Consider the following 26,298-nt stretch of genomic DNA (forward strand, 5'->3'; position numbering starts at 1 on the left):
GACCAACGACGCACCCGGGACCCGCCCGACGATGGCCGAGTTGATCGACACGGCGGAGGTGATCGTGTGCTGCGGCTCGGGCGGGGTGGGCAAAACGACCACCGCTGCGATCATCGGCCTGTCCGCCGCCCGGCGCGGCCGCCGGGCGGTCGTCGTCACGATCGACCCGGCCCGGCGCCTGGCCGACGCGCTCGGGCTGGACCACATCGGTGCGACGGCGTCGCTGATCGACGGTGAGTGGCCCGGCGAGCTGTCCGCCCTGATGCTCGACGCCGAGTCCACCTTCGATTTACTTGTCGAACGCTACGCCGCCAGCGACGCCCAGGCGTTGAGCATTCTGTCCAACTCCTTTTACCGCAACATCTCGGGCACCCTGTCGGGCACCCAGGAGTACATGGCGTCGGAGAAGCTGTACGAGCTGCACCAGAACGAGGCCTACGACCTGGTGGTCGTCGACACGCCCCCCACCCGAAACGCGCTGGACTTTCTCGAAGCACCCGAGCGGCTGTCGCGGTTCTTGAACCACCGCATCTATCGAGCGGTCACCGCTCCCAGTCGGGGCGTGTTGCGGGTCTTCAACGCCGCCACCAGCGCCGCCCTGCGCCAGGTGGGCAAGGTGGTCGGCTCGCAGGTGATCAGCGATGCGGTGGCGTTCTTTCAGGCCTTTGAAGGTATGGAGGAGGGCTTTCGCCAGCGCGCGACTTCGGTCACCGAGCTCTTCGCCGACGAGGTGACCGCCTTCGTGCTCGTCACCGCTCCCCGCGAGGACTCGGTGGCCGAGGCCAGCTTCTTCGCCCAGCGCCTGGCCGAGGACGACATCGACGTGCGGGCGCTGATCGTCAACCGAATGCACCCGCCATTTGGCGAAGCCGACCCCGCCGCCGACGAGAAGGCCGACGGTGAGCTGCGAGGGGCACCGGGCGGCGCCGCGCTGGCCGACTACCACCGTGCCCGAGCCGATCTGCGGCGCCTGGCGTCCGAGGAACTGGCCAACCTGGCCCAGCTCACCGCCCAGGTGTCGTCGGCCGTCATCGTCTACGTGCCGTCGCTCGCCACCGACGTGCACGACGTGGCCGGCCTTAACCGCGTGGGCGAGTCATTGCTCGACCCCGACCCAGCCTGAGCGACGCCGGCGGGGTCGCCGAACGTTTTGGTCGGCCTGGCGCTAACCGGCGCCTTGGAGCGACAGGCGGGCCTCGTCGACGCTGTCGACCACCGAAACGATCTTGTCGAAGCCGGTGGTCTGCAGCAGACGCACCAGGGTGGCCCGATTGCAGGACACGACGATGTCGCCCCCCGCATCGCGCGTGCGCCGGATGCCCCCGGCCAGGGCGCCGAGGCCGGCCGAGTCCATGAACGGCACCTCGGACAGGTCGATGATGACGTTGCCCATCGTGGCGGCTTCGGTAAGGCGCTCACGAAAGTCGGGCACGGTATAGGCGTCCAGCTCCCCAACCGGCTGACACACGGTCAACCCGTCTTGGTGATCAAACCCGATCTTCACCATGCCCACTCTCCCCCAGCGGTTGTCGAAACCCGACCGAAGCTAGCCCAGCCACGCAGACCTGCCAGGGCAGTGTAGATCGACCCCTACCGCATTGCACTACGCTGAAGGCGTGGAATACGTGCTGGTCGCCACCGATTCCGACGATCTCTTCGACGACGTCGACGCCTCGCTGGGCGACGACCGCTGCGAGGTCGGCCGCGTGAACAGCGGCGCCGCCGTGTTCGGTGCGGTGCGTGAGCGCCAGCCCGACCTGGTTGTGCTCGACCTGCAGATCGGCAACATGGGCGGCATGGCCACGTCGCTGCACCTCCGCAACGAGGCCGGCGGTCGCCGCCTCGCCCCCCAACGCATCCTGTTGCTTCTCGATCGTGGCGCCGACGTGTTTCTGGCCCGTGAGTCCGAGGCCGACGGTTGGATGATCAAGCCGATCGACTCGTTTCGGCTGCGCCGCGCCGCCGATGCTGTCGCCGACGGTCGCAGCTGGTGCGAGCACGCCGACGGCAGGGTCGACGAGGGCGAACCCGCCGCTTAACCCGCGGTCACACCCGCAACTGGGGAGCCCAAACCGCGCCCTGACGGTCATCCGGGCTCCCGAGTTCCGGATCAGACCCGAACCGGGGAGCCCAAACCGCGCCCTGACGGTCATGCGGGCTCCCGAGTTCCGGATCAGCTGAGGCCGAGGCGCTCCGAGAGGTCGCTGCGGATCAGGCCGTGGGGATCGACCGATGCCCGCACCTCCTGCCATTCGGCCAGCCTCGGATACATCGCCGCCAAGAGCTCTGGACGCATGCGGGCGTCCTTGGCCAGGTAGATGCGCCCGCCGACCTCGGCCACCTGCTCGTCGAACCGGTCGAGCAGACGGGGCAGGTCGGGGTCGCCGACCGGCACGTCGACCGTCAGGGTCCAACCGGCCAGCGGAAACGACAGCGGGGCCTCGTTCGCGGGACCGAAACGCTTGAGGACGGTGAGGAACGAGCGACCGCCGGTGCGGGTGAACTGCCGCATGATCCCGGCGAGGACGTCGGTGGCCGAGTCGGGAACGACGCACTGCCACTGCAAAAAGCCCTTGGGACCGTAGATGCGGTTCCAGCTGCCGACCAGGTCGAGGGGGTGGAAGAACCCGGGGATCGAACTGATCATCTCTTTGGGTCGACGGGGTGCCTTGCGAAACCAGGCCTCGTTGAACGCCCGGATCGAGAGCGGGTTCAACACGATCGGCGGCGGGGTGACCGGCACGTCGATCGGCAGCCCCGGGTCGTACGCAAACGGGGATCCGACCCAGCGCTTGGGCAATTCGTCGGGCTGAGCGAAACGACCGGAGGTGATCACCGACCGACCGGCCCTGGCCCCCGTGGCGGCCAGGTCCACCCAGGCAACGGTGTACTCGGCGGTCTGGTCGAGCTCGATCAGGCGGGCGATCGACTCGTCGAGGTTGCGGGTGCGCTCGGCCAGCACCGAGATGCGGGAGGAGGCGATCGGGCGGGCACGGAACGTGGCCTCCTCGATCACCCCGGTCAGCCCCATGCCGCCGACGGTCGCCCAGAACAGCGCCGGCTCGCGGTCGGGGCTGATCGTGCGCCTCTGCCCGTCGGCGGTTCGCAGCACCATCGAGCTGACGTGCGAGCCGAACGAACCCCGGCGGTGGTGGTTCTTGCCGTGGATGTCGGCGGCGATGGCACCGCCCAGGGTGACAAAGCGGGTACCGGGGGTGACCGGCACAAAGAAGCGCCGCGGCACGAGCACTCGCAACAGGGTGTCGATGCTGGTGCCGGCCCGGGCTCGACAGTCGCCCGTGTCGATGTCGAGGTCGACGTCGGTCCACCCGGTGAGGTCGATCACCCGTCCGCCGGAGCGTTGGGCGGCGTCGCCGTAGGACCGGCCCAGGCCCCGGGCCACCATCCCCCGCGACGGTGGGTCGCACAGCGCACGGTCGAGCTCGGCGGCCGATACGGGCGCGAGCACCTCGGCCCGCGTGGGGCTGGTGCGCCCCCAGCCGGTCAGCAGCGCCGATCGGCGCGGCTCAGGTAAGGAGGACACCCGCGCCATACACACCCAACCACACCAACGAGACGATCAGCATTTGGCGATCACGAACCAACACGTACTCCGGTTCGGAACCCTCGCCCCGGTCGACGATCAACACGAAGCGCAACAGCGCCGCCGCAAACGGCGCCAGCGACACCTTGAACAAGACGTCGGCCAGGCCGCCCTGGAGGGCGACGGCCGAATCGAAGGACCACAGGGCATAGCCGATCAGGGCGAGGGAGGCGGCGATGATCTCCACCGATCGCAGGTAGCCGGCGGTGTACTCGGCCAGCACCGGGCGGGCGACGACGGCCCCCTCGCCCAGGTGAAACATCTCGGCGGACCGCTTGCCGGTGACCATCAGCAGCGCCCCGGCCGAGACGACCACGAAAAACCAGGGGGAGATCGGCACGTCGGCGGCCACCGCACCGGCGACGGCGCGCACGACAAAGCCGGCCGCGATCGCCACCAGCTCGATCACGGCCAGGTGCTTGAGCCACAGCGAGTACGCCGTCGTCAGGGCGACGTAGCCCAACAGCACCCACACCAGGTTGGGGCGCAGCAACGAGACGCCGATCGCAGCAGCGAACACGATCAGCCCCCAGGCCACCCCCACGCCAACCGGCACCGCACCCGAAGCGAACGGTCGGTGTCGCTTGCGTGGGTGGATCCGGTCGCGTTCCAGGTCGCGCAGGTCGTTGAGCACGTAGGTGGCGCCCGCCCCCAGGCTGAACGCGACGAACGCGATCACCACCGATGCCAGCCCATCGGCGCTGCCCAGGACGCCCGCGCCCAGCGGCGCGGCCACCACCAGCAGGTTCTTGGTCCACTGCTGGGGACGCAGCGCCCGCAGCAGGCCGACGATCAACGACGGTTGCTTCTCGCTCACCGCTCGGACCGCTGGTCGCTGTTCGCTCACCGCTTGGACAGACGACGCCAGATCGGACCGGGCAACACCGACATCACACCGAAGACACCCTGCAACGCAGCGGGCGCCCAGATCACCCGGTGGTCCTTCAACATGCCGGTCACCGCGGCCTCGGCCACCTCGTCGGGGTCGACGGTGAACGGTTGCTCCTCCATGCCCTCGGTCATGCGGGAACGCACGAACCCGGGACGCAGCACCGACACCCGCACCCCGGAGCCCTCGAGGTCGTCGGACAGGCCGCGGCCAAAGGCGTCCACCCCGGCCTTGGTCGACCCGTACAGGTAGTTGGTCGCTCGAGGACGGATGCCGGCGACCGACGAGATCACCAGCAACCGACCATGGCCCTGCCCCCGCAGGCGGGCGGCGGCGGCCAGGCCGGCGGACACGACACCGGCAAAGTTGACGTTGACCAGGAGCGCGGCGCCGACCGGGTCGTCGACCAGCGACTCCTGATCGCCGAGCTGGCCGTGGGCCAACACGACCAGGTCGAGGTCACCGACGGCCTCCACCGCTGCGGCCACCACCGCCTGGTGGGTCTCGGGGGCCAACGCGTCGAAGGCAACCACGTCGACCGAGGTGGCGCCCGCCCGTTGGAGGTCGGCGCGGGCCTGCACGGTGCGCTCGTCCTCGGGGTCGCGCACCGCCAGCACCACCTGACGCAGGCGACCATCGATCAGCTTGCGGGCGATGGCCAGTGCGATCTCCGACGTACCGCCGAAGATCAGGGCGGTGCGCGGCTCGCCGTGTGCGTCTTCCAAGGCGGGGTCCTTCATCGGCTCGACGTCAGAGCGGGCATGACACTAGTTCCGATGCGTTGTCCGACCCCCAGGTAGTCGCATCGGTCACCCATTTCGTGTCGGCCTCGTGCCAGAATCGACACCGGTGGTCGGGCGCTGGCCAGCCGGTTGGGCCGGGGGGAGTGAGTCCGCTGAAGCAGTCATCGCAGAATCGCACGTCACTGCCCGACCAGGTGTCACTGCCCGACCGGGTGCGGCGCTGTCCGACCGGGTGCGGCGCTGGGGTCCGACCTTTCTGGCCGCGGTCGCCGTTCGGATCGCCTACTGGGTGGTCGTCCAACCCCACTGGATCCCCGATTCCGACGCGGACCAGTACGACAAGATCGCCAGGTCGCTGGCCAACGGCACCGGCTACGGCCTGCAGTTCCCGCAGATCGTGCACCACCCAACCGCGTTCCGGCCACCGCTGCTGCCGCTGCTCTTGACCCCCGGCCACTGGCTGTTCGGCGAGGCGCTGTGGCCCGGGCGGCTGCTCAGCGTGATCCTCGGGAGCACGGTCGTGGTGCTCGCCGGCGTGCTGGCGGCACGCATCGGCGGTCGCCGCGCCGGCTACCTCGCCGCTCTGGTCGTGATGTTCTCGCCCCCACTCCTGGCCAACGACACGATCACCCTCACCGAACCGCTGGCACTGTTGCTGGGCCTGGCGGCGATCCTGCTGCTGGACGAGGGCCGATACCTCCAGGCCGGCTTCGTCACCGGCCTGTTGTTGCTCACCCGCCCCAACGGCTACCTGGTGGTGGCGATCCTGGCGTTGTGGGTGTGGCGCAAGCTGGGCCCCCGGGCCGCAGTCGCGCTGGTCGCCGTCGCCGCATGTGTCCTGGTGCCGTGGCTGGTGCGCAACCGCGTCCAGCTGGGCACGTGGACCCTGAATACCTCCGACGGGTTCACGCTGGCCGCCATCTACGCCCAACCCGCCCAGGCCGCCGGTACTTTTACCGACCCGGTGCTGAGTCCGGCGTTCAGCGACCCGGAGGTTCGCCTGTCCCAGTTCAACGAGGGTGAATGGAACGCGCTACTCACCGATCGGGCCATCGAGGGGATCACCAGCAACCCCGGCTACATCCCCCAGGTCGTCGGCAGCAACCTGCCGGCGTTCTTCGAGATCGACCCGAGCCGTTCGGTCGTCGCCCAGCGGATCGACGGCCGACGCCTCGGTCTGTTGCCGCTCGTGCGACCGTTGTTCTTCCTCACCACGATCCTGGGGCTGGTCGGTCTGGCCAGGCACTGGCGCGACAACCGGGTTCGCGTGATCGCAGCGATCACGGCCCAGTACGTCGTGCTGTCGCTGTTGCTGGTCGCTCCTCCGCGCCTGCGGGCGCCGTTCGACCTGGCCTGCAGCATCGGCCTGGGGCTGTTGCTCGGTTGGTTCGCCGATTGGCGCTGGCCCTCAGACCGGACCCGAACGCTACGGAGCGCCGAGCGAGACGGCCTGGGTCTGCGGCGAGGACCCGGACACCTTGATCGTGGCCCAGCTGAGGTGGCGGGAGTACCGACCGCCGGGATTGCTGCGGGGGCTCTCGTACCCCTTCTGCCAGGTGGCGTAACCCGCTCGAAGAGTCCCGGACGCGTCACGAAAGGCGGTGAGGCCGCCGGGACCGGTGCGCGTGGAGCTGCTGATCAGCATCGGGCCGGCCAGATCGGGTGAACACGGCCCGACCGGGCTCGAGCAGCGGGCGAACCCGGTGTTGTAGCGGGCGGAGTACCACTCGCCTGCCGAGTAGAACAGCAGGTAGGTCCTCGACTTGGGCTCGTAGACCATCGACGGGTTCTCCAGAAACGCCTTGGACGTCATGGTCTTGTCGTCGACTCCGTCGTGCCACGGCGCCGACTGTGACACCAACGTGGTGGGCTTGGCGTTGGTGCCGCCGACCACCGTGCCCGCAGTGTTCAACTTGAGCGCCCCGATGTTGGCCTTCGTGCGCGACAGCGCCACCAGCAGGTACAGCTTGTTGTCCGACCCCCTGATCACCTCTGGGTCGAGCGCACCGCGACCCCACGAGTTCGAACCCCGTTCCTTGGTGAGGCCGCAGTAGATCGGGCTCGACTCGGGCGAGAACGGCCCCATCGGAGAGGTGGCCGAGGCCCGGCCGATGCACTGGTCGTTGGAGCGATCGGTGGCGCCTGCGCGGTGACCGGCGAAGTAGGCCCAGTAGCGGCTGCCGATCTTGATGACCGACGGCGCCCAGATGCCGGCGTTGCCGGGGTTGATCCACCCCGGCCGGGTCGGCATGGCGTCGCGTGCATTGGCCGCCCAGTCCGATTGGCTGGCGCTCAGCGAACCTCGAAAGGTCGTGACCTTGCGCACCGGCAGCTTCTTGTTGTTCGACGATCCGTACAGGTAGGTGGTCGTGCCGGCCACGAGCACGGCCGGATCGGACTGGTCCCACACCCGGGGGGCGGCCGCTGGCTGGCGACGGGCGGGGTTGCCCGGTACGGGACCACAGGCGGCGAGGAGCCATAGGGCAGCACCTGCGGCCGCCCAGCAGCGCCCTCGGCGAAGCTTCAGTGAGGTCATGGGGATCTGCTCTCCGCCAGGGCGACACCCCAACGGTGCCAGCTCGCGAGCAGAAAGTTACCATGAGCGTTCTTCAAGTCACCAGGCCACTTCCCAACCGTATTGCCGGGCGAGGGCGACGCGGCGGTAACATGACCACCACATCCGGGGAGTAGCGCAGCTTGGTTAGCGCGCCACGTTCGGGACGTGGAGGCCGGGAGTTCAAATCTCCCCTCCCCGACTGCGTCCGCCCTGGGGGGTCACGTCAACGTGATCCCCCAGGGCAGCCGTCGCCTCGGGATGGCCCGCTCGTTGTCGATGCCCGGAGTGGGGCTGAGAGACTGGCCCGATGGAGCTCAGCGACGTGCAATCCCTCATGGATCGTCTCTACGGCGAGGCCGACCGCGAGCGCGGCGTGCCGGCCACGGTCGCCTGGCTGTGCGAGGAGCTGGGCGAGCTGGCCCAGGCGGTGCGCAAGGGCACGCGGGACCAACAGGTGCACGAGTTCGGCGACGTGCTCGCCTGGCTGGCGTCGCTGGCCAACCAGTGCGACATCACCTTGGACGAGGCGATGGGGCGCTACGTCACCGACCCGCCGCTGTAGCTGCCGACACCGCCAGCGGGAGTGATACTGCGGTGGACCTGTTGGGTTCAGCCGATCAGCCGAAGCGGCCGCGCTCGACGAGGGCCTCGACGATCTGCACCGTGTTGAGGGCGGCGCCCTTGCGCAGGTTGTCGCCCACGACGAACAGCGCGAGGCCGTGCTCGACGGTGGGGTCGACACGGATGCGTCCGACCAGCGACGGGTCGCGCCCGGCGGCATCCAGCGGCGTGGGCAGGTCACTCAGCTCCACCCCGGGAGCGTCGGCCAGCACCTCGGTGGCCCGCTCGGGGCTGATCGGGCGGGCGAAGCGGGCGTTGATCGACAGGGCGTGGCCGGTGAACACCGGCACGCGCACGCAGGTGCCGGAGACGACGAGGCCGTCGATGCCGAGGATCTTGCGGCTCTCGTTGCGCAGCTTTTGGTCCTCGTCGGTCTCGCCGGAGCCGTCGTCGACGTAGTTCCCGGCCTGGGGCACGACGTTGAAGGCGATCGGCGCCGGAAACTTCTTGGGCGTGAGGCCGTCGGCCAGCGACCCGTCCTCGGTCAGCCCGGTGCGGGTGTCGCCCAGTTGGGTGACCTGCGAGTCGAGCTCGTCCACCCCGGCCAGGCCGGCGCCGGAGGTGGCCTGATAGGTGCTGACGACCAGGTGGGTCAGCTGGGCCTCGGCGTGTAGCGGGCCGAGGACCGGCATGGCGGCCATCGTGGTGCAGTTGGGGTTGGCGATGATCCCAAGCGGCAGGTCGTCCAGCGCGTCGGCGTTGACCTCGGGCACGACGAGCGGCACCCGTGGGTCCATCCGCCAGGCGGACGAGTTGTCGACGACGACCACACCGGCAGCGGCGACCTTGGGCGCCAGCGCCTGCGAGGTGGCTCCGCCGGCGGAAAATAGCGCCACGTCGAGGCCGGTGTAATCGGCCGTGGCGGCATCCTCGACGGTCACCTCGCGTCCGGCCGCCGACAGCACCTTGCCCACCGAGCGGGCGGAGGCGAACAGCCGCAGCTCGTCGATGGGCAGGTGACGGTCGTCGAGCAGGCGTGCGATGACCCCGCCGACCTGACCGGTGGCTCCTACGATTCCTATCTTCATGCCACCCAGGCTAAGCGGTGAGGCCTTGGCACCCAACCAAGTTGCGGGGGGCGGGCCTCAGGCGTCGAACTCGACCGCTTCGTCGCCGTCGCCCAGGCCGAAGCACTTGTGCAGCAACCTGACCGCCCGCTCGGCGTCGACCTGGGCCACCACGCAGCTGATGCGGATCGTCGAGGTCGAGATCATGTCGATGTTGATGTCGTTGTCGGCCAGCGTCTCGAACATGGTGGCCGCCACGCCCGGGTGGGATTTCATCCCGGCGCCGATCACGCTCACCCGGGCGATGTCCGCCGAGGCCGACACGCCGCTGGCGCCGAGCTCGCCCATCAGGGCGGTGGCCTCCTCGAGGGTGACCTCCAGCTCGTCGTGGGGCACGGTGAAGGAGATGTCGGTCTTCTGAGCCTCGGAGGTGTTCTGGACGATCATGTCGACGTTGACGTGACGGTTGGCCAGGGCGCGGAACAGCGTGCCGGCCACGCCGGGGCGGTCCGGCAGGTTGGCGACGGTCACCTTGGCCTGGCTGGGGTCCTGTGTGATCCCACGGATAACGGCTTGTTCCATGTCGGGTTCCTCCTCGACGATCCAGGTGCCCGGCTCCCAGGTGAATGCCGAACGAACGTGCAGTGCCACCCCGTGACGCGAGGCGTATTCGACCGAGCGCATCGCCGGTTTGGGGCAACCGGTCGCAGCCATCTCCAGCATCTCATCGAAGCTGATCCGCTTGATCTTGGTCGCCTCGGGGACCAGACGCGGGTCGGTGGTGAACACCCCGGAGACGTCGGTGTAGAGCTCGCAGCTGTCGGCGCCGAGCATCTCGGCCAATGCAACCGCCGTCGTGTCCGAGCCACCCCGGCCCAGAAACGTCACGTCGCCGTCGGTGGAATAGCCCTGTGACCCGGCGACCACCGGCACCTGGCCGGCGTCGAGGGCCGCTCGGATGCGGTCGCCCTTCACCTCGATGATCTTGGCCGCCATGTGATTGGTGTCGGTGATGAACCCCGCCTGACTGCCGGTGAACGACGCCGATGGCACCCCGATGTCGGCCAGCGCCATCGACACCAGCGCGACCGCCTTGCGCTCGCCGGCGGTGATCAGCATGTCCATCTCGCGGCCCGGGCGCACCGAGGAAACCTCTTCCGCCAACCGCAGCAGGTGGTCGGTCTCCTTGCCCATCGCCGACACGACCAGCACCACGCGGTCGCCTCGACGGCGATAGCGGGCGACGTTGTCGGCCACCTCGCGGATGCGATCGGCATCCGCCACCGAGGTTCCACCGAACTTCTGCACGACGGTATCCACGGGCGGCGAGGCTACACGCCGGGGGCAGTAGCGTGACCCCACGTGGGTACCGAACGCCGTGATCGTCAGAAGGACCAGCACCGCCAGCACCAGGAGTCAGTCCGGGCGGAGCTCAAGCGACAACAGCAGCGCCGCAACCTGATGGGCGGCGCCGCCCTGGTGGCGGTCATCGCCGTGATCGGGGTGGCAGCGTGGGCGCTGTGGGGCGGCGACGACACGGTGAGCACCGCCTCGGGGACGACCGTGGCGGACGCGACCGGCCAGACAGCGTCCGATGCCCCGTGTCCACCTGCGGGGGGCACCGACGAGCGCATCACCAGCTTCGACGGACCGCCGCGGGAATGCATCGACCCGTCCAAGGAGTACTCGGCGGAGTTCGTCACGTCGGCGGGGAATTTTACCGCCTCGCTCGATGCCCAGGCGGCGCCGACGACCGTCAACAACTTCGTGGTATTAGCCCGCTCACACTTCTATGACGGCATCCCGTTCCACCGGGTGGTGCCGGACTTCGTCATTCAGGCGGGCGATCCCACCGACACCGACGACCTCACCCAGTTGGGCGCGGGCGGGCCCGGCTACACCATCCCCGAGGAGCCACCCACCGACGGCGTCTACGACACCTACGACCTGGCGATGGCCAAGACGCAGGAGCCCAACAGCACCGGCTCGCAGTTCTTCGTCGTCACCGGCGACCCGGCTCCCCTCAATTCCAGCCCCACCTACTCGCTGTTCGGCACGGTCACCGACGGCAAGAACGTCGTCGACGCCATCGGCAACGCCCCCGTCGGCGGGCCCAACGGCGACACGCCCGAGAAACCGGTGACGATCGAGTCGGTTCAAATCACCGAGAAGTAGGGCAACCTACGAGGCTCGGCGCAGCTCGGAGGGTAGATCGGACACCTCGGCCCGGTGGCCGTCGATAAACACGGCGACCCTGCCCGGGCCCTCGGCGCTCCAGGTACCGTCGGGCGATCGCAGCAGCGCCGTCTTGGCGTCGAGCCCGACCACCGGCAGCCCGGCGGGTGCCAGCGACACCGTGCGATGCAACGTGTCCTCGGACCACCGCTCGTAGCGGGGCAGCACGGTCAGCGTGTCGATCATGTCGAGGCCCACGGTGAACGCGCCGCCCCGAGGGTCGGGCAACGCATCGCAGAACACCGATGCCGCCTCACCAGCGCCGACCAGCGTCGCCCCGCGCTCGAAGGCCTCGGTGATGCCGTCCCAGAGCGGTGTGTCGAGGAGCACCGAGCGCAGGTGCATCGGCGACCCGCCGCTCAGGTACAGCCACGAGGCCCCGGCCGCCAGGTCGGCCCATTCGGGCTCCATCGCCTGGGCCCGCTTGTACACCGGAAGGACCGTGACCGAGAGCCCGAGCGGCTCGAACGCCCGCCGGGCCGCTTCGACGCGGGCACCGGGGTTTTCATAGGCGGTCGCCGTCGGCAGGACGACCACCTCGGTGGCCGAGGATTCCGCGGCCAGCCGGGCATCCAGGGTGACCCCCTCGGTCCATTCGGCCCCGCCCAACAGCGCCAGCGTTCCGCTCATGTCAGCTCCTTCACCATGGACCGAGATGGTCCCACATCGCCCAGCGTGGCACGCGATGGCGTTTGGTCTGTACCCTCCGGCGCCATGACGACACGCGTGGGCATTATCGGATCGGGAATCATGGGCTCGGGCATCGCCGAGGTGGCGAGCCGGGCCGGCTACGAGGTGGTGCTGCGCTCCCGGAAGCAGGAGAGCGCCGACGCCACGCTGGCCAAGATGGACTCCAGCCTGGCCCGGGCGGTCAGCAAGGGCCGCCTCTCAGAGGAGGAGCACGCAGCCATCCTGGCCCGCGTGACCGCCACCGACGACCTGTCCCAGGTCGCCGACTGCGGACTGGTGATCGAATCGGTCGTCGAGGACCTCGCCACCAAGACCGCCCTGTTCGCCGAGCTCGATCAGGTGTGCGGACCGGACACGATCCTCGCCACCAACACCTCCACCCTGGCGGTCACCGAGATGGCGGTGGCCACCGGGCGCCCCGACAAGGTGTGCGGCATCCATTTCTTCAACCCGGCCTCGGCGATGAAGCTGGTCGAGATCGTGACGCCGATGACGGCCAGCGACGAGACGATCGAGGCCGCCGTTGCCTTCGCCACCAAGTGTGGCAAGGATCCGGTGAAGGTGGCCGACCGGGCCGGGTTCATCGTCAACCACCTGTTGTTCCCGTATCTCAACAACGCCGTTCGCATGCTGGAGAACGGCACCGCCAGCCGCGAGCACATCGACCAGGCGATGATGGGCGGCTGCAACTTCCCGATGGGTCCCCTCGCCCTGCTCGACCTGGTCGGCCTCGACACCTCGGTGGCCATCCTCGACGCCCTCTACGACGAGTTCGGCGACCACCACTACCGGGCGGTGCCGCTGCTGCGCCGCATGGTGACCGCCGGCTACCTGGGTCGGAAGTCCGGCCAGGGCTTCTACGACTACAGCAAGTAGCGAGCGACGGGCGGCGGGCCGGAGTGGAGACCACCTGGAGCTTCCCCCGACCCGACCCCGACGCGGACGACCTGGTGGCGTTCGGCGCCGACCTGGCGCCCCAGACGCTGATCGCCGCCTACGCCGCCGGGTACTTCCCCATGCCGATGAGCGGCCCACTCGAGCGCGTGCGCCTGCGCCGCGCCAACGGTGGGCCCCGAATCGGGTGGTTCTCACCGCAGCAACGCGGCGTGTTGAGGCCCGAGGCGCTGGACATCTCCCACTCGTTGGCCAAATCGACCCGCCGCTACCACCTGAGCGTCGACGCCGACTTCGAGGCGGTGATCGCAGGGTGTGCCGATCCGGCGCGGCGCGGCCGCTGGATCAGCGACGAGATCCTCGAGGCCTACGTTCGCCTGCACCGGTCGGGTCTGGCCCACAGCGTCGAAGTGCGGAACGGCGACGACGAGCTGGTCGGCGGCGTCTACGGCCTCTCGCTGGGGGCGCTGTTCGCCGGCGAATCGATGTTCCACACCGCCAGGGACGGCTCCAAGGTGGCGCTGGTCGGGCTGACGGCCCTCCTCATGGCCGACAGCGAGCCGGGCACCACCCTGATCGACACCCAGTGGGTCACGCCGCATCTGGCCTCCCTGGGCATCGAGGAGTGGGATCGTGAGCGCTACCTCGACGGCCTTCCCGACCTGATCGGCGCCACCGGTCCGGACTTCGCCCGCTGGGCGGGCGACCCCGCCGGATTCACCGAGTTGGCTCGTTCCCGAGCCAAGCGAGGTCGTCATCGGTAGGCTGGACCGATGGGAGTACACCACGTCGCCTACGCCACCGCCGACCTGGACGCCACCCACCGCTTCTACACCGAGGTGATGGGGTTCTCCCTGGTGAAGACGGTCTCGGCGCCGACGCCGGTTGGCGGCTGGGCCAAGCACCTGTTCTACGCAACCGCCCGCGACAGCCACCCGGGCAGTCCGGGCATGATCGCCTTTTGGGACCTGCACGTCCCCGGCATGGACCCGCCCAAGACGGCCGTGTCGACCGACCTGGGCCTGCCCGACTGGGTGAACCACCTGGCCTTCGACGCCATCGACGAGGCCCGCTTCGCCGCCAGGCGCGATGCGATGGTCGCCGCAGGCCTCGAAGTGGTCGAACTCGACCACGAGTTCTGTCGCAGCGTGTACGCCCACGATCCCAACGGCATCCTGGTCGAGTGGTGCCTCGACGTGCGCTCCTTCACCGACGAGGAGGCCACCCGGGCAGAGGCCGACCGTCTGGCCGAGCAGCCCGAGTTCGACGCGCTGCCCGACCTGGTGAGCTATTCGGCGGCCGACCCGGCCACGGTGGGCTGAGCCCTCAGCGGGGTTGGCGGTGCACGGCGACCACGTAGTCGCCGCCCGGGTCGAAGCTCTGGCGGTCCCAGGTGCTCCAGCGTTCGACCGGCTCCAGACCGGCCGCCTCACAATCGGCCTCGAAGCGGTTGAGCGAGTAGCGGTCGGGCTTGAGCTGGAAGCCACAGATCAGTGCCCCGCCGGGCGTGAGGTGCGCCGCCAGGTTGGCGACGGTGGCCGCCTCGGTGCCCGGGGCGAGGAAGATCATCACGTTGCCGGCGGCCACCACCACGTCGAAGCGCCGCAGGGCCCCGAAGCCGTCATCGAAGCTCATCGTTGACACATCGCCCAGGTGCCACTCGCCATCGGGGTCGCCCTCGAGAGCAGCCGTCAGCATTCCGCTGTCGGCGTCCACGCCCACCGTCTCGATGCCGCGACGGCGCAGCTCGATCGCCACCCGGCCGGTTCCACACCCGGCATCGAGCACGCTGCGCGGCTGGAACCCGGCCACGAAGGTCGCTTCGCCATGGACGTCCTCGCCGGCTGCGGCCAGGACGGCGAAGCGAGCGTCGTACTCGGCCCCCCGCGGCGCGTCGGTGTCGTTCCAACGAGAACTCATCGCATGATCCATCCCACTCGGCGATCGACGCGGTCAGCCGATCGTGATGCGACCGTAGATCACACAGAACCCGGCGGCGTCGACCAGCACGATGCTGCCGACCACCGCCACCACCAGCCGACGGCGCCACCCGTCGATGATCCGGGCTCTGGGCCCGGGCCGGGGCATGTACCAATCGGGCAGTAGCTCGTGGTCAACGACGCCGGTCAGCTCGTCAAAGCTGACCGCGTCGTCGGGCAGTTCGTCGGTCGGATCGGCGGCGATCGCCTGCGCGACCAGTTCGTCGTCGGTGACCGACGCAGTATCGACCGATCCAGTGATGTCGCAGAGCACATCGCGAAACTACCGACGCTGCGCCCCGCCGCCGACGCGCCTCCCGCTGGCTGATTCCCATGGGGTTCGTCTGAACCCAGGGACGACACCGGCACGTGCGTCGAGTGTGACCGGACAACCCGAGGAATCGGCGTCGTCAGACGAACAACGCCAAAGCCCCCACAAGAACGACGGCGAAGCTGATCACGACCCCGATGGTCCAGTGCATCGAGCTTTGAACCTCGGCGTGTACGTGCGCCATCAACCGAGTCTCCATGTTGGCGAGCTTCAGGTTCTGATCTGCGAACCCCACCTGCATCGCCGCGGTCAGCTCGACAAACCGCTTATCGACCTCGACAAACCGCTTGTCCACCTCGACAAACCGCTTCTCCACCTCGACCGACTGCTCGTCGAGGTCCGCCTTCGTCGCCGGTTCGGACGCTGCGGTTGAAGGAAGACATGACATCATCTCGACCGCCGCCTCCTCACTCTCCAGCAGATTGCTCAGCCCTCGAAACACTACCGAGCGATTTGGTTCTGTCAACGCCATGTCTTCCCGCCATCCATCGCCTGCTCATGGCCAGGGTAGAAAGCGCGTCTCGGGGCGGCAACGGGGAGCGCGACCCTCGCCAACTCGCAACTACTGGCGACGTGCGGGGGTCCAGGGCTCCTTGGCGTACGCCTCACGCAGCTTGAACTTCAGCACCTTGCGCAGGGTCTCGTTGCGGGGCAGCGCGTCGATCACCTCGAGTTGCTCGGGGATCTTGCGGGTCATCAGCCCGGCGGCGTTCAAATGTGCCGACATCTCGGCAAAGGTGAGGTCGTCGGTGCCGTCGGCCCGCTCGACGATCGCCGCCACCCGCTCCCCCCGATCCTCGTCGGGCAGCCCGATCACGGCGACGTCGCCCACCTTGGGATGGGTGAACAGCAGGTCCTCAACCTCCTTGGCCGAAATGTTCTCACCTTTGCGGATGATCACGTCCTTGAGGCGGCCGGTGAGGGCCAGATGTCCGTCGGGTCGCAGCACACCCAGGTCGCCGGTACGGAACCAGCCATCGTCGTCGAACGCGGCTGCGGTGGCCTCGTCGTCGGTGTAGCCGAGGCACACCATCGGGCCCTTCAGGCGAACCTCGCCCTCGGCGCCGGCGGGCGCCACGTCGCCGCCCTCGGTCACGATGCGGACCTCGCAGCCGGGCACCGGCGCCCCCTCGGTGTTGGCCAGCTGCTCCTCGGTGTCGCGTGGTGACCCCTGGGAGATCATCGGCACCTCGGTCATGCCGTAGCCGTGGCACACCGGCACGCCGATCTCGTCGCGGATGCGGGCGGCGAGCTCGGGCGGCTTGGGCGCCCCGCCGCCCGAGATCAACTTGAGCGTGGGGATGAACTTCTCGCCCGGGGTCTTGGCCTGCTCGGCCAGGAACATCTGGTAGAACGCGGTCGATCCGCCGATCATCGTCACGCCGAAGCGGTTGTAGGTCTCGACCGCCTTCGGCGGGTTGAAGGCCTCGATGAGCACGACCGGAAACCCGGAGTGCAGGCACATGATCAGGTAGTCGGGCCCGGCGATGTGGGCATAGGGAAAGGCCATCGACCCAACGTCATCGGGGCCGAGGTCGACCGCTGCGGCCAGGCCACGACCGCCGGCGAGCAGCGTGGCATCGGTGTGGCGCACGCCCTTGGGCTCCGACGTGGTGCCCGAGGTGTAGTAGATCCAGCGCACGGTGGTCGCCGGATCGGCCGGGGCCACGAACGGGCTGAGGGTGGCCGGGTCGCCGCTGGGGCGGCCATCGGCGAGGTTGAGCACCTCCGGAACGGCGCCGTCGAGCGAGTCGATGACGCCTGCGGCCATGGCGGCGAAGTCGGTGCCCATCCATTCGCCGGGCACGATCACCAGCTCGGGCCGCGTGCGACGGATCGCCACGCCCAGCTCCCGCTCCCGATAGATATGCAGGATCGGGTTCTGCAGCGCACCCAGCCGGGCGAGCGCCAGCGAGATGACGATGGCGTCGATCGTCGTCGGCAGCTGCCAGGTGACCGGCGTGTTCTCGCCGACGCCCATCTCGGCCAGCCCGGCGGCCGTGCGCAGCGCCTCATCGCGCAGCTCGGCACAGCTGATCCGGGTGTCGGATTCGTCGATCAGGGCGATGGCGTCGGGCGACGCCACCGCCCTGGCCTCGACGAGCTCCCAGATCGTTGCGGCGGTTTCCGGTGTGCTCACGCTGTCCCCTTTGCGAGGCGCCAGCGCCCCGAATCGACTGGGGGTGAGAGTAGTTGCTCAGCTGCTGGGCTCAGCGGGAGTGAGCTCAGTGCTCCTCGCGAGCCTCGTTCTCAAACAGCGTGTGGTGGGGCAGGAAGACCAGTCGGCAGGTGCCGGTGGGCCCGGCGCGGTGCTTGGAGATGTTCACCTCGGCCAGCCCGGCATCGGGCGTGTCGGGGTTGTAAACCTCGTCGCGGTATAGGAACAAGACGACGTCGGCGTCCTGCTCGATCGAGCCGGACTCGCGCAGGTCGGACAGCATCGGCCGCTTGTCCGCCCGCTGCTCGAGCGAACGCGATAGCTGGGACAGCGCCAACACCGGCGTATCGATCTCGCGGGCCAGCACCTTCAGCCCACGGCTGATCTCGGCGATCTCGGTCTGGCGGTTCTCCGCCCGACCGGGCCCGCTCATCAGCTGGAGGTAGTCGACGACGATCAGCCCGAGCGAGCCGCCCAGCTCCGACTTCAGGCGGCGGGCCTTGGCCCGCAGCTCCATGACGGTCAGGTTGGCGTTGTCGTCGATCCACAGGTCCGCGTCGCCGAGGCGTCCCAGCGACCGGGTAATGCGCGTCCAGTCCGAGTCGGACACCTTGCCGTTGCGCAGGTGACTCGAGTCGACCCGGGCATCCATCGAGACCAGCCGCTGGGTGAGCTCGAGGTGGCTCATCTCCAGGCTGAAGTACACCGCCGACTTGCCCGCCGACATCGCAGCGTTGCGAGCGATCGCCAACGCCAGCGCGGTCTTGCCCATGGCGGGACGAGCGCCCAGCACGACGAGTGCGCCGGGCTGGAGGCCATAGAGCTTGGTATCGAGGTCGGTGAAGCCGGTCGGCGTGCCGGTGACCGCGCCGGCCTGCTCGTACATCTGCTCGAAGCGGTCGAGCGTGTCGCCGAGCAGGTCGCGCAGGGGCACCAGCGTGTCGGTCACCCGGCGTTGGGCCACCTGGTAGATCAGCGACTCGGCCCGGTCCATCGTCTGCGACACGTCGTCGGCCGGCTGGAAGCCCAGCTCGGAGATCTCCGAGGCGGTGGCGATCAAGCGCCGCAACAGGGCGTTCTCCTCCACCACCTTGGCGTAGTAGGCGGCGTTGGAGACGGCGGCGGCCGAGCCCTGCAGCTCGATGATCGTGCCGACCCCTCCGATGCTGTCCAGCAGCGAGTTGCGGGTCAGCTGGTCGGCGACCAGCACCGAGTCGACCGGCGACCCAGCCGCATACAGGCCGGCGATGGCGTCGAACACGTGGCTGTGCGCTGGCTGGTAAAAGTCGGACGCGTCCAAGCGCTGCAGTGCGTCGCCGATCGCCGCCGGGCTGAGCAACATGGAACCCAGCAGGGACCGTTCGGCCGCCAGGTTGTGGGGGGGTTGGCGCCCACCGCGCCCGGCGGAGGGTCCGGAGCGCTCCGCCCCGTTTCCGGGTCGAGCGTCCGTGTAGTGCGAAGCGGTCGCGGTCATCGTTCCATCATGGTGCCACCCACCGACAACGAACGAAGCCCACAGGGTCGGCTCGGTTGTCCACATCACCTGTGGACGCGACAACCCGATCACCTGCCCAAATCATGGGTGGATGATCGGGTTGATCACAGCTGTGGATGCCGTGTGGATAGACCCGTCGGGGCCCACCCGCCACCGGCGGCTGCCGGTCAGGCCGAGACAACCTCGACGTTGACCGGGAACGACACATCGCTGTGCGGCTGCAACGTGACCGTGTGGCTGCCCAGCGAGCGCAGGTGCTGGTCCTCGAGGTGGATGACCTTGCGATCGACCTCGTAACCGGTCTGCTCGGCGATCGCGTCGGCCACGTCGGCGTTGGTGACCGAACCGAACAGCTTGCCCGACGCACCGGCCTTGGCCGTGATCGTGATCGCTGCGGTGACCAGCTTGGTCGCCATCTCCTCGGCCTGCTCGCGGGCCGCAGCGTCGCGCTGGTCCCGGGCTCGCCGCATCGAGTCGGCCTGAGCCGACGCGCCGGGGGTGGACGGCATGGCCAGGTGCTTGGGAATGAGGTAGTTGCGGGCGTAGCCGTCGGCGACCTCGACCAGGTCGCCGCGCTTGCCCAGGTCGGCCAGATCGGCACGAAGGATCAGCTTCATGACGTCACTTCCTCGGTGCTCGTCTCCACCACTGGGGCCTCGGTGTCGCCGGTGCCGGTGTCCCGGTCCTCCGACGACCCTTCGTCCCGGCCACCGCGATCGCTGCTCTCGCCACGATCACCTCGGTCACCGCGGTCGCCACGATCACCGCGCTCGCCACGATCGCGACCGCCGCCGCGTCCACCGCCGCCACCGCGATGGGTGGTCACGCGGTTGGTGTAGGGCAGGAGGGCCATCTCGCGGGCATTGCGGATGGCGACCGCTATCTGACGCTGCTGCTGGGTATTGTTACCGGTGACCCGACGGGCACGGATCTTGGCCCGATCGGACTGGAAGCGACGCAGCAGGTTGACGTCCTTCCAATCGACGTAGTCGATGCTCTCGGTGTTGAGGATCGACACCTTCTTCTTGGTGCGTCGGGTGGACTCTTTGGGCTTGGGGCGGCGTGGGCGTGCCATTAGAAGGGCTCCTCGTCGTAGTTGTATCCAGCTGGGGGTGCTGCAGGGGGCGGGGCCGCAGCGCTACCGCCGCCGCCTCCTCCTCCGCTGAACCCACCGTCGCCGGGATTACGCTTTTCGTTCTTGGTGATCTCGGCGGATGCCCAGCGCAGGCTGGGTGCCACCTCATCGGCCACGATCTCCACCTTGGAGCGGCGATCGCCTTCGGGGCCGTCCCAGCTGCGCTGGTCCAGGCGACCGGTGACGATCACACGCGTGCCCTTCGGGCAGGACTCCGAGACGTTCTCGCCGAGTTGGGCCCAGGCGACGATGTCAAAGAACGACGTCGCCTCTTCCCACTCGTTGGTCTGGCGATTCTGCCAGCGCCGGTTGACGGCCACCCCGAAGTTGGCGACCGCTTGGCCGCTCGGGGTGAAGCGCAACTCGGGGTCGCGCGTGATGTTTCCGATGATCGTGACGGTGTTCGTCGCCATAGGGGTGCTCCTCAGTCGTCGGCGGCCACGGCGGCCAAGGTCCGGCGTTCGGCCTCGGCGTCGGGCAGGCGGAAGATCTTGTGTCGGACGACGTCGTCGTGCAGTCGAAGGTAGCGTTCCATCGGCTCGAGCTTGGCCGGATCGGCCGTGAAGTCGAAGACGACATAATAACCCTCGGCCTTGTGGTTGATCAGGTAGGCGAACTTACGCCGACCCCACCGGTCGGTCTTGGTCAGTTCACCACCAGCATCGTTGATCAGGGCCTCGACCCGGTCGACGATCACCTTGTTATCGGCGTCGGCAACATCGGTGTCGATGATGACCATCATTTCGTAGGCGCGGTTCATCTCATACCTCCCTGTGGACCACGGCCCATCGGGCCGATCGGACCCCGGAATCTCCGGGGCCAGGGGATCACGCAAGCGAACGAGCGTAGACCGGGCGCAGGTCAGGTTCCTCATCGACACAGCATGACCGCCGACGGTGGCCCTGTCATTGGGTCGCGGTCACCGGGGACCGACCCTCGGATGGCTCGCCTCAGGAGTCCCCGGGGGTGCCGCCGTAGATCGCCAGCGTTTCCGTCGTCTCAGCCGAGGCGTGATAGGTCTCCGCGTCGGCGGGGAACGCCCCCGAGCGCACGTCGGCCACGTACCCGGCGACGGCACCGGTCAGGTGGTCGTAGCCCTCGGCGTAGCGCCGCACAAACTTCGGTGGGCGCGAGGGGTCGAGGCCGAGCAGGTCGGTGAACACCAACACCTGGCCGTCGGTGCCCGCACCGGCGCCGATACCGATCGTGGGAACGCTGACCGATTCGGTCACCAGGTTGGCGACGACATCGGGGATCCCCTCCAACACGATCGAGAAGCAGCCGGCGTGTTCGAGCGCCTTGGCCTCCTCGACCAGCGCCATGGCGGCGTCGGAGGTCTTGGCCTGCACCCGAAAGCCGCCCATGGCGTGCATCGATTGGGGTGTCAGGCCGAGGTGCCCCATCACCGGGATCTCGGCGTCGACGATGGCATCGATCACCGGTACCCGCTTGGCACCACCTTCCAGCTTGATCGCCTGGGCACCGGCGCGCACCAGCGTGGCGGCGTTGCGGACGGCATCGTGGGGCCCGGTGTGATAGCTCATCCAGGGCAGGTCGCCAACGATCAGCGCGCCGGGCTTGGCCCGTGCGACCGCTGCGGTGTGATGGGCCATGTCGTCGATCGTCACCGTCAGGGTGTCGTCGTAGCCAAGGGCCACCATCGCCAGGGAGTCGCCGACGAGGATCAGATCGACCCCTCCAGCGTCGGCGATGCGGGCCGAGGGCGCGTCGTAGGCGGTCACCATGACCAACGGTTCGGCGCCGTCGCGCACCTTACGGGCGCGGATCTGAGGAACGGTCGGACGATCACTCATGTTTCCTCCTTTGGTCCAGCGCCCGAAGGCTGCCGGCCGGATACCCCACCCTAGTGCGGGTGCGGCCTCGGGGGTACCCTCCCCCCGATGAGCACGACGCCTGCCCCCATCACCGAGTGCGAGAACTGCGCCTCGACCGACGTGGACACCGAGCCGGTGCGGCGCGTGTACCTCGATCCCGACGCACCCGACGACCTCGAGGCGGCGAGTGTGGACGACGACATCGAGGCGTGGTGCGCCTCGTGCGTGGCCAACTATCCCCACCTTGGCCAGAGGTAGAGGGAACTAACCGACGTCGGGGGACTCGGCACCATCGGTGCCGGTGGTGGCACCGCCATCGCCGGCCCCGCCATCGGTCGGAGGCTGCTCGGTCCCCTCGGGTGGTGCCGCTGTCGACGGCGGGGCGGTCGGGCCCGACCCTGAAGAACCGGTCGACCCGCCCCCGGTGGTACCACTCGATCCACCGGTGCCCGTCGAGGTTCCGCCGCCGGTCTTGTTGCCGGTTTGAGTGCCGGTCCTCGTGCCGGTCCTGGTGCCGCCGCCTGTCGATGCCGACCCGGTGCCGGAGGTGCCCTTGTCTCGGTCGGGAACCGACGGGACCGGGTTGAACACAGGGACACCCTCGTCGTCGAGCACCAACTCGCCCTTCTCGTCGGTGATCGGGATCCGCTCGAGGGTGGGCCCGACCACGACGTTCGGGCCTCCGTTGGCCGCCGGAAAGTCGCAGCCGGGGTCGTCGTCGGCAATCTGGCTCATCAGGTCGTGCCAGATCCTGGCGGGCACGTTGGAGCCGGTCACCGACTTTTCCCCGTCGACGTTGGTCATGCGCTGCTGACCCTCGGGGTAGCCCATCCACACGACGTTGGCGACGTTGCAGGTGAACCCGGCAAACCATGCGTCGCGGCTGTCCTGGGTCGTACCGGTCTTGCCCGCAGCCTGGGTGTTGGGGAGCGCCGCGTTCTGACCGGAGCCCTGGGCGACCACGCCGCGAAGTGCCGACGACACCGACTTGGCCACCGCCGGGTCCATCACCGATCGCCGGGTGATGTTGCCTTCCCCGCTCGCATCCCACAGTGCGGTTCCGTCGGCGCCATCGATGTGCGACACCAGGAACGGTTCGGTGAAGGTGCCGTCGTTGTCGAAGGTGAGGTAGGCGGCCGCCAGGGCCTCCGGTGACACCTCGCTGGTGCCCAGCACCAGCGACGGGTCGGGGTTGAAGTCGCCCAGGCCCAGGTTGGCGGCCAGCTCGACCACCTTCTCGGGGGTGACCTGCTCCATCATCTGGGCGTAGATCGTGTTGATCGACTTCTTCGTGGCCTCCCGCACCGTCACCCGGCCGGCGTCGACGTAGCCGTAGTTGTCCACGCGCCAGTCGGTGCCGTCGATGTTGGCCTCGGGGACGATGATGCGCGGCGGTCCGTCGAAGGTGCTGTCCAGGTTGTAGCCCTGCTTGATGAACTCGGCGAGCACGATTGGTTTGAACGTCGATCCCGGCTGACGGCCCGAACCGCCGCCCTCGGTGCCCATCGCCAGGTTGACGTTGCTGCGGGCGTAGTCGCGACCACCGACCATCACCCGCACCGCTCCGAGCTTGTCGAGGGTCACCATCGCGCCGTCCGGGTCGCCCGCAGGGTCGGGCAGACGGCCATAGATCGCCGCGTAGGCCTTCTTCTGCCAGTCGGGGTTGATCGTCGTGTAGATGCGGACGCCACCCTCGTTGACCAGGTCGGCCGCGGCGTCGTCGCCGCCGAGCAACTGTTTCGCCTGGGTGCGGGCCTGCGCCAGGATGTACTCGTACCCCACCGCTTTGAGATCGTCGGGGATGGTGAAGTTGCGCGGCGAGTTGCCGTTGGACTCCCCTGCCGAGGGGTCGGTCGTGACGACGAGCAGCTTGGATTCGGTGTCGTAGGTCGACTGCGGGAGGTAGCCCTCCTCGACCATGGCGGCCAACACCGAGTTGCGCACGTTCACCGCTGTCTCTTGATGCTCGGTCGGTTCCGCCCGCGCCGGGTTGCGCACCAGGCCGACCAGAAACGCTGCCTCCGAGGCGGACAGGTCGGCCGCCGGCTTGTCGAAGTACACCCGGGCCGCCGCCTCGATTCCGGTCGCCGAACGCCCGTAGAACGCCTTGTTGAGGTAGTTCTCGAGGATCTTCTCCTTGGGCATGGAGCGCTCGAGCTTCAGCGCCAGCACCGACTCCTGCACCTTGCGCACCAGCGAGCGCTTGTTCTCGAGGTAGGCCAGCTTCACGTACTGCTGGGTGATCGTCGAGCCACCCTGCAAGCTGCCGCCGCCCTTGGAGTTCTGGTACAGGCCGCGGGCGATACCGAACGGGTCGAGGCCCTGGTGCTCGAAGAACTTCCGATCCTCCGACGCAACCACCGCCTGTTTGACCACCAGCGGGATGTCGTCGTAGGCCAACGGAAGGCTCTCGGTGCCCGAGAAGATCTGGCCGGCGGCATTGTCGGCGTCGCACTCGCCGACCGGCACCGACGCATCGCAGATCAACGAGGTGCTCGCCAGCGGGTTCAGCGTCGTTTCGGGCAGTTCCAGCTGGTCGAGCAGGCGCCACACGCCCCCAGCGCCCAGCACGATGACGACCACAGCGGAGTACCAGAGTCGGCGGCTACGCCAGAACAGGCTGCGCTTGGTGGGGGGCGTTTCGGGCATGACCGGACCATTTTGCCCCGTGCGCAGGGCCGACGGGGACCGACCCGTCATCAATGTGCCGTCGGACACTCAGAAACCGGGCCCGGTCACCCTCCCGCAGACGGTTGCCGACGGCGTGAACCCAACAGGTTCACGCCGTCAGCTCAGCTGCGGCACGAGAAAGGTGCGCAGCAGGTGGTTCCACGCACAGGCGGTGCACACTTCGATGACGTAGCACCGGAACTCGCCCTTGCGACGTCCGATCGCCTTGAGTTCCCTGGCCGACGCCACCGCCCGCCCACCCGGCCCGAGCCGTGGACCGAAGACGTAGCGCACCAGGCGCAGGCCGTCGGATGAGGAGCACACCGGGCAGACCCCGTCGGCCGATTCCGAGCAGCCGAGGGCCACCCGCATCAGCTCGCGCTGGGCGTCGCACACCTCGGAGCGCTCGACTTCACCAGCGGCCAGGCTCCGCAGGGTGGACTGCCGCGAGATGCGGTAATCCACCTCACCCGAGGGCGTCGTGCGCCCGGGTAGCTGAGCCCAAAGTTGCTCCATGGGCCGACAACCTACCCGTGGCGACCCCCACCATCGCCCACACCACCGGGGTGCGCGGGTCAGACTGGCAGCGTGTCCAGCCTCGAAAATCGCCCGGCCTTGCGTCGCTCCCGCCGCCATCCCTCCGCCGGCAATCTTGGACCCCGCCCGTTGCTGCTGACCCCTGACGCGCCCGCCCCCGGGCTACCGCCGACCAGCTTTCCCCACGGCCTGAGCCAGCAGACCGACCTGGTCGAGCTCGGCCCCGACCTCGACCACGCCAACCACCAACGCCTGCTCGGCAACCTCAAGGGTCGCCGGGTGCTCGAGCTGGGCATCGGCGGTGGCGCCGGCACCGTCGCCATGGCCCGCGCCGGCGCCCGGGTGATTGCGGTCGAGCCCTCCACCGCCCGGCTGCGGCGCACGCGAGCGCTGGCCGACGAGGCCGAGGTTCGGGTGGAACTCCATCAGGCGGATCTCGCCGACCTGGCGTTCATCCGGGCGGACAGCGTCGACCTGTGCGTGTCGATCTACGCGATGGCCCGGGAGCACGACCTCAGCCGGGTGTTTCGCCAGGTGCACCGGGTGCTGCGGCCCGACGGCGTGTTTCTGGTGTCGCTGCCTCATCCGGTGGCGCACCTCACCGAGCCCGACGACTACGAACGGCCGGTCCTCGCCACCCCGTATCCGTCGGCGGACACGATCAACTGGCGGGTGGCCGGCGAGGTGGGCGAGGTGCTGTTGCACCCGATCTCCGAAGTGTTCACCACCCTGGCCCGCACCAACTTTCGGGTCGATACGCTCGCCGAGCCCTTCCCCGTCCCCGGGTCGGCCAACTCCCAGCACTTTCATCCCGCCCGCCGCTGGCTGCCCGAAACCGTGATCTTCCGGGGCCGCAAGGACGGCGGATAACGCCAAACCCCGAACTCGGGAGCCCGCACGACCGCCAGAGCGCGCTCT

29 protein-coding genes and 1 tRNA gene are annotated in these 26,298 nt (G+C 68.8%); 11 read left to right on the forward strand and 19 right to left on the reverse strand.

The features are described 5' to 3' along the window. Positions 1 to 31 precede the first annotated feature (31 nt). Positions 32 to 1,123, forward strand: coding sequence for an ArsA family ATPase (locus IPN02_08765; protein MBK9296914.1), 1,092 nt, complete (start codon positions 32 to 34; stop codon positions 1,121 to 1,123). A gap of 42 nt (positions 1,124 to 1,165) precedes the next feature. Here the strand turns inward: IPN02_08765 and IPN02_08770 are convergent, their stop codons facing one another. After that, positions 1,166 to 1,507, reverse strand: a complete 342-nt coding sequence (locus IPN02_08770) for an STAS domain-containing protein (protein ID MBK9296915.1) — start codon at positions 1,505 to 1,507, stop codon at positions 1,166 to 1,168. Between the two features lie 109 nt (positions 1,508 to 1,616). Here IPN02_08770 and IPN02_08775 point away from each other — a divergent pair, with 109 nt between their 5' ends. Continuing rightward, positions 1,617 to 2,039 (forward strand): response regulator, encoded by a 423-nt coding sequence (locus IPN02_08775; GenBank protein ID MBK9296916.1) that lies wholly within the window; start codon positions 1,617 to 1,619, stop codon positions 2,037 to 2,039. A gap of 134 nt (positions 2,040 to 2,173) precedes the next feature. On the opposite strand, the gene IPN02_08780 is transcribed toward IPN02_08775, so the two are convergent. From IPN02_08780 to IPN02_08790, 3 genes are read right to left on the reverse strand one after another with little or no spacing between them, the layout of a single operon-like run. Further along, positions 2,174 to 3,553, reverse strand: coding sequence for an FAD-binding oxidoreductase (locus IPN02_08780; protein ID MBK9296917.1), 1,380 nt, complete (start codon positions 3,551 to 3,553; stop codon positions 2,174 to 2,176). Continuing rightward, positions 3,528 to 4,421, reverse strand: coding sequence for a decaprenyl-phosphate phosphoribosyltransferase (locus IPN02_08785; protein MBK9296918.1), 894 nt, complete (start codon positions 4,419 to 4,421; stop codon positions 3,528 to 3,530). The genes IPN02_08780 and IPN02_08785 overlap by 26 nt, the downstream gene beginning before the upstream one ends. A 26-nt stretch (positions 4,422 to 4,447) precedes the next feature. Then, positions 4,448 to 5,218, reverse strand: coding sequence for an SDR family NAD(P)-dependent oxidoreductase (locus IPN02_08790; GenBank protein ID MBK9296919.1), 771 nt, complete (start codon positions 5,216 to 5,218; stop codon positions 4,448 to 4,450). A 106-nt stretch (positions 5,219 to 5,324) separates the two neighbouring features. On the opposite strand from IPN02_08790, the gene IPN02_08795 reads away from it, so the two are divergent. The 3 genes from IPN02_08795 to IPN02_08805 all read left to right on the forward strand — a co-directional run bounded on the left by IPN02_08795 (position 5,325) and on the right by IPN02_08805 (position 8,355). Next, positions 5,325 to 6,902 (forward strand): glycosyltransferase family 39 protein, encoded by a 1,578-nt coding sequence (locus tag IPN02_08795; protein MBK9296920.1) that lies wholly within the window; start codon positions 5,325 to 5,327, stop codon positions 6,900 to 6,902. A 1,015-nt stretch (positions 6,903 to 7,917) separates the two neighbouring features. Beyond that, positions 7,918 to 7,992, forward strand: a tRNA-Pro gene (locus IPN02_08800). A 108-nt stretch (positions 7,993 to 8,100) separates the two neighbouring features. Then, positions 8,101 to 8,355 (forward strand): pyrophosphohydrolase, encoded by a 255-nt coding sequence (locus IPN02_08805; GenBank protein ID MBK9296921.1) that lies wholly within the window; start codon positions 8,101 to 8,103, stop codon positions 8,353 to 8,355. A gap of 55 nt (positions 8,356 to 8,410) precedes the next feature. Here the strand turns inward: IPN02_08805 and IPN02_08810 are convergent, their stop codons facing one another. Together IPN02_08810 and IPN02_08815 are read right to left on the reverse strand one after the other, a co-directional pair. Further along, the gene (locus IPN02_08810) at positions 8,411 to 9,442 is read right to left on the reverse strand and encodes an aspartate-semialdehyde dehydrogenase (GenBank protein MBK9296922.1); all 1,032 of its coding nucleotides are present in this window, start codon (positions 9,440 to 9,442) and stop codon (positions 8,411 to 8,413) included. Positions 9,443 to 9,499: 57 nt separating this feature from the next. After that, positions 9,500 to 10,741, reverse strand: a complete 1,242-nt coding sequence (locus IPN02_08815) for an aspartate kinase (protein MBK9296923.1) — start codon at positions 10,739 to 10,741, stop codon at positions 9,500 to 9,502. Between the two features lie 141 nt (positions 10,742 to 10,882). Between IPN02_08815 and IPN02_08820 the strand changes: the two genes are divergently transcribed. Next, positions 10,883 to 11,596, forward strand: coding sequence for a peptidylprolyl isomerase (locus IPN02_08820; GenBank protein MBK9296924.1), 714 nt, complete (start codon positions 10,883 to 10,885; stop codon positions 11,594 to 11,596). A gap of 6 nt (positions 11,597 to 11,602) precedes the next feature. On the opposite strand, the gene IPN02_08825 is transcribed toward IPN02_08820, so the two are convergent. Then, positions 11,603 to 12,286, reverse strand: coding sequence for a Type 1 glutamine amidotransferase-like domain-containing protein (locus IPN02_08825; protein ID MBK9296925.1), 684 nt, complete (start codon positions 12,284 to 12,286; stop codon positions 11,603 to 11,605). An 84-nt stretch (positions 12,287 to 12,370) separates the two neighbouring features. On the opposite strand from IPN02_08825, the gene IPN02_08830 reads away from it, so the two are divergent. From IPN02_08830 to IPN02_08840, 3 genes are read left to right on the forward strand one after another with little or no spacing between them, the layout of a single operon-like run. Next, a complete protein-coding gene (locus tag IPN02_08830; GenBank protein ID MBK9296926.1) occupies positions 12,371 to 13,222 on the forward strand; it encodes an NAD(P)-binding domain-containing protein in 852 nt (283 codons plus the stop codon). Between the two features lie 23 nt (positions 13,223 to 13,245). After that, on the forward strand, positions 13,246 to 14,004 hold the full coding sequence (locus tag IPN02_08835; GenBank protein MBK9296927.1) for a leucyl/phenylalanyl-tRNA--protein transferase: 759 nt from the start codon (positions 13,246 to 13,248) through the stop codon (positions 14,002 to 14,004). Between the two features lie 9 nt (positions 14,005 to 14,013). Continuing rightward, positions 14,014 to 14,562 (forward strand): VOC family protein, encoded by a 549-nt coding sequence (locus IPN02_08840; GenBank protein ID MBK9296928.1) that lies wholly within the window; start codon positions 14,014 to 14,016, stop codon positions 14,560 to 14,562. A 4-nt stretch (positions 14,563 to 14,566) separates the two neighbouring features. Here IPN02_08840 and IPN02_08845 read toward each other — a convergent pair whose 3' ends face one another. From IPN02_08845 to panB, 10 genes are all read right to left on the reverse strand, one after another. Beyond that, a complete protein-coding gene (locus IPN02_08845; protein MBK9296929.1) occupies positions 14,567 to 15,160 on the reverse strand; it encodes a class I SAM-dependent methyltransferase in 594 nt (197 codons plus the stop codon). A 33-nt stretch (positions 15,161 to 15,193) separates the two neighbouring features. Next, positions 15,194 to 15,493 (reverse strand): hypothetical protein, encoded by a 300-nt coding sequence (locus IPN02_08850; GenBank protein ID MBK9296930.1) that lies wholly within the window; start codon positions 15,491 to 15,493, stop codon positions 15,194 to 15,196. Between the two features lie 136 nt (positions 15,494 to 15,629). After that, positions 15,630 to 16,022, reverse strand: coding sequence for a hypothetical protein (locus IPN02_08855; protein ID MBK9296931.1), 393 nt, complete (start codon positions 16,020 to 16,022; stop codon positions 15,630 to 15,632). Between the two features lie 90 nt (positions 16,023 to 16,112). Next, positions 16,113 to 17,690: an AMP-binding protein gene (locus IPN02_08860; GenBank protein ID MBK9296932.1), complete on the reverse strand. Its 1,578-nt coding sequence runs from the start codon at positions 17,688 to 17,690 to the stop codon at positions 16,113 to 16,115. 85 nt (positions 17,691 to 17,775) lie between these two features. After that, positions 17,776 to 19,182 carry a replicative DNA helicase gene (gene dnaB, locus IPN02_08865; GenBank protein MBK9296933.1) on the reverse strand — a complete coding sequence of 469 codons (1,407 nt, stop codon included), beginning with the start codon at positions 19,180 to 19,182 and terminating at the stop codon, positions 17,776 to 17,778. Between the two features lie 188 nt (positions 19,183 to 19,370). Beyond that, a complete protein-coding gene (gene rplI / locus IPN02_08870) occupies positions 19,371 to 19,820 on the reverse strand; it encodes a 50S ribosomal protein L9 (protein ID MBK9296934.1) in 450 nt (149 codons plus the stop codon). Then, positions 19,817 to 20,278 carry a 30S ribosomal protein S18 gene (locus tag IPN02_08875; protein MBK9296935.1) on the reverse strand — a complete coding sequence of 154 codons (462 nt, stop codon included), beginning with the start codon at positions 20,276 to 20,278 and terminating at the stop codon, positions 19,817 to 19,819. The genes rplI and IPN02_08875 overlap by 4 nt, the downstream gene beginning before the upstream one ends. Then, positions 20,278 to 20,751, reverse strand: a complete 474-nt coding sequence (ssb, locus tag IPN02_08880) for a single-stranded DNA-binding protein (protein ID MBK9296936.1) — start codon at positions 20,749 to 20,751, stop codon at positions 20,278 to 20,280. The genes IPN02_08875 and ssb overlap by 1 nt, the downstream gene beginning before the upstream one ends. Positions 20,752 to 20,762: 11 nt before the next feature. Further along, on the reverse strand, positions 20,763 to 21,098 hold the full coding sequence (gene rpsF, locus IPN02_08885) for a 30S ribosomal protein S6 (GenBank protein MBK9296937.1): 336 nt from the start codon (positions 21,096 to 21,098) through the stop codon (positions 20,763 to 20,765). 190 nt (positions 21,099 to 21,288) lie between these two features. Next, positions 21,289 to 22,152, reverse strand: a complete 864-nt coding sequence (panB, locus tag IPN02_08890; GenBank protein MBK9296938.1) for a 3-methyl-2-oxobutanoate hydroxymethyltransferase — start codon at positions 22,150 to 22,152, stop codon at positions 21,289 to 21,291. 87 nt (positions 22,153 to 22,239) lie between these two features. Here panB and IPN02_08895 point away from each other — a divergent pair, with 87 nt between their 5' ends. After that, on the forward strand, positions 22,240 to 22,431 hold the full coding sequence (locus IPN02_08895) for a hypothetical protein (protein MBK9296939.1): 192 nt from the start codon (positions 22,240 to 22,242) through the stop codon (positions 22,429 to 22,431). Positions 22,432 to 22,437: 6 nt separating this feature from the next. Here IPN02_08895 and IPN02_08900 read toward each other — a convergent pair whose 3' ends face one another. Next, positions 22,438 to 24,822 (reverse strand): transglycosylase domain-containing protein, encoded by a 2,385-nt coding sequence (locus IPN02_08900; GenBank protein ID MBK9296940.1) that lies wholly within the window; start codon positions 24,820 to 24,822, stop codon positions 22,438 to 22,440. Positions 24,823 to 24,960: 138 nt separating this feature from the next. Next, positions 24,961 to 25,359 (reverse strand): DUF5318 family protein, encoded by a 399-nt coding sequence (locus IPN02_08905; GenBank protein ID MBK9296941.1) that lies wholly within the window; start codon positions 25,357 to 25,359, stop codon positions 24,961 to 24,963. A gap of 72 nt (positions 25,360 to 25,431) precedes the next feature. On the opposite strand from IPN02_08905, the gene IPN02_08910 reads away from it, so the two are divergent. Continuing rightward, positions 25,432 to 26,250, forward strand: a complete 819-nt coding sequence (locus IPN02_08910) for a methyltransferase domain-containing protein (GenBank protein MBK9296942.1) — start codon at positions 25,432 to 25,434, stop codon at positions 26,248 to 26,250. The last annotated feature ends 48 nt before the right edge of the window (positions 26,251 to 26,298 follow it).

This window comes from Candidatus Microthrix subdominans, from assembly GCA_016719385.1.
Classification (GTDB): Bacteria; Actinomycetota; Acidimicrobiia; order Acidimicrobiales; family Microtrichaceae; genus Microthrix; species Microthrix subdominans.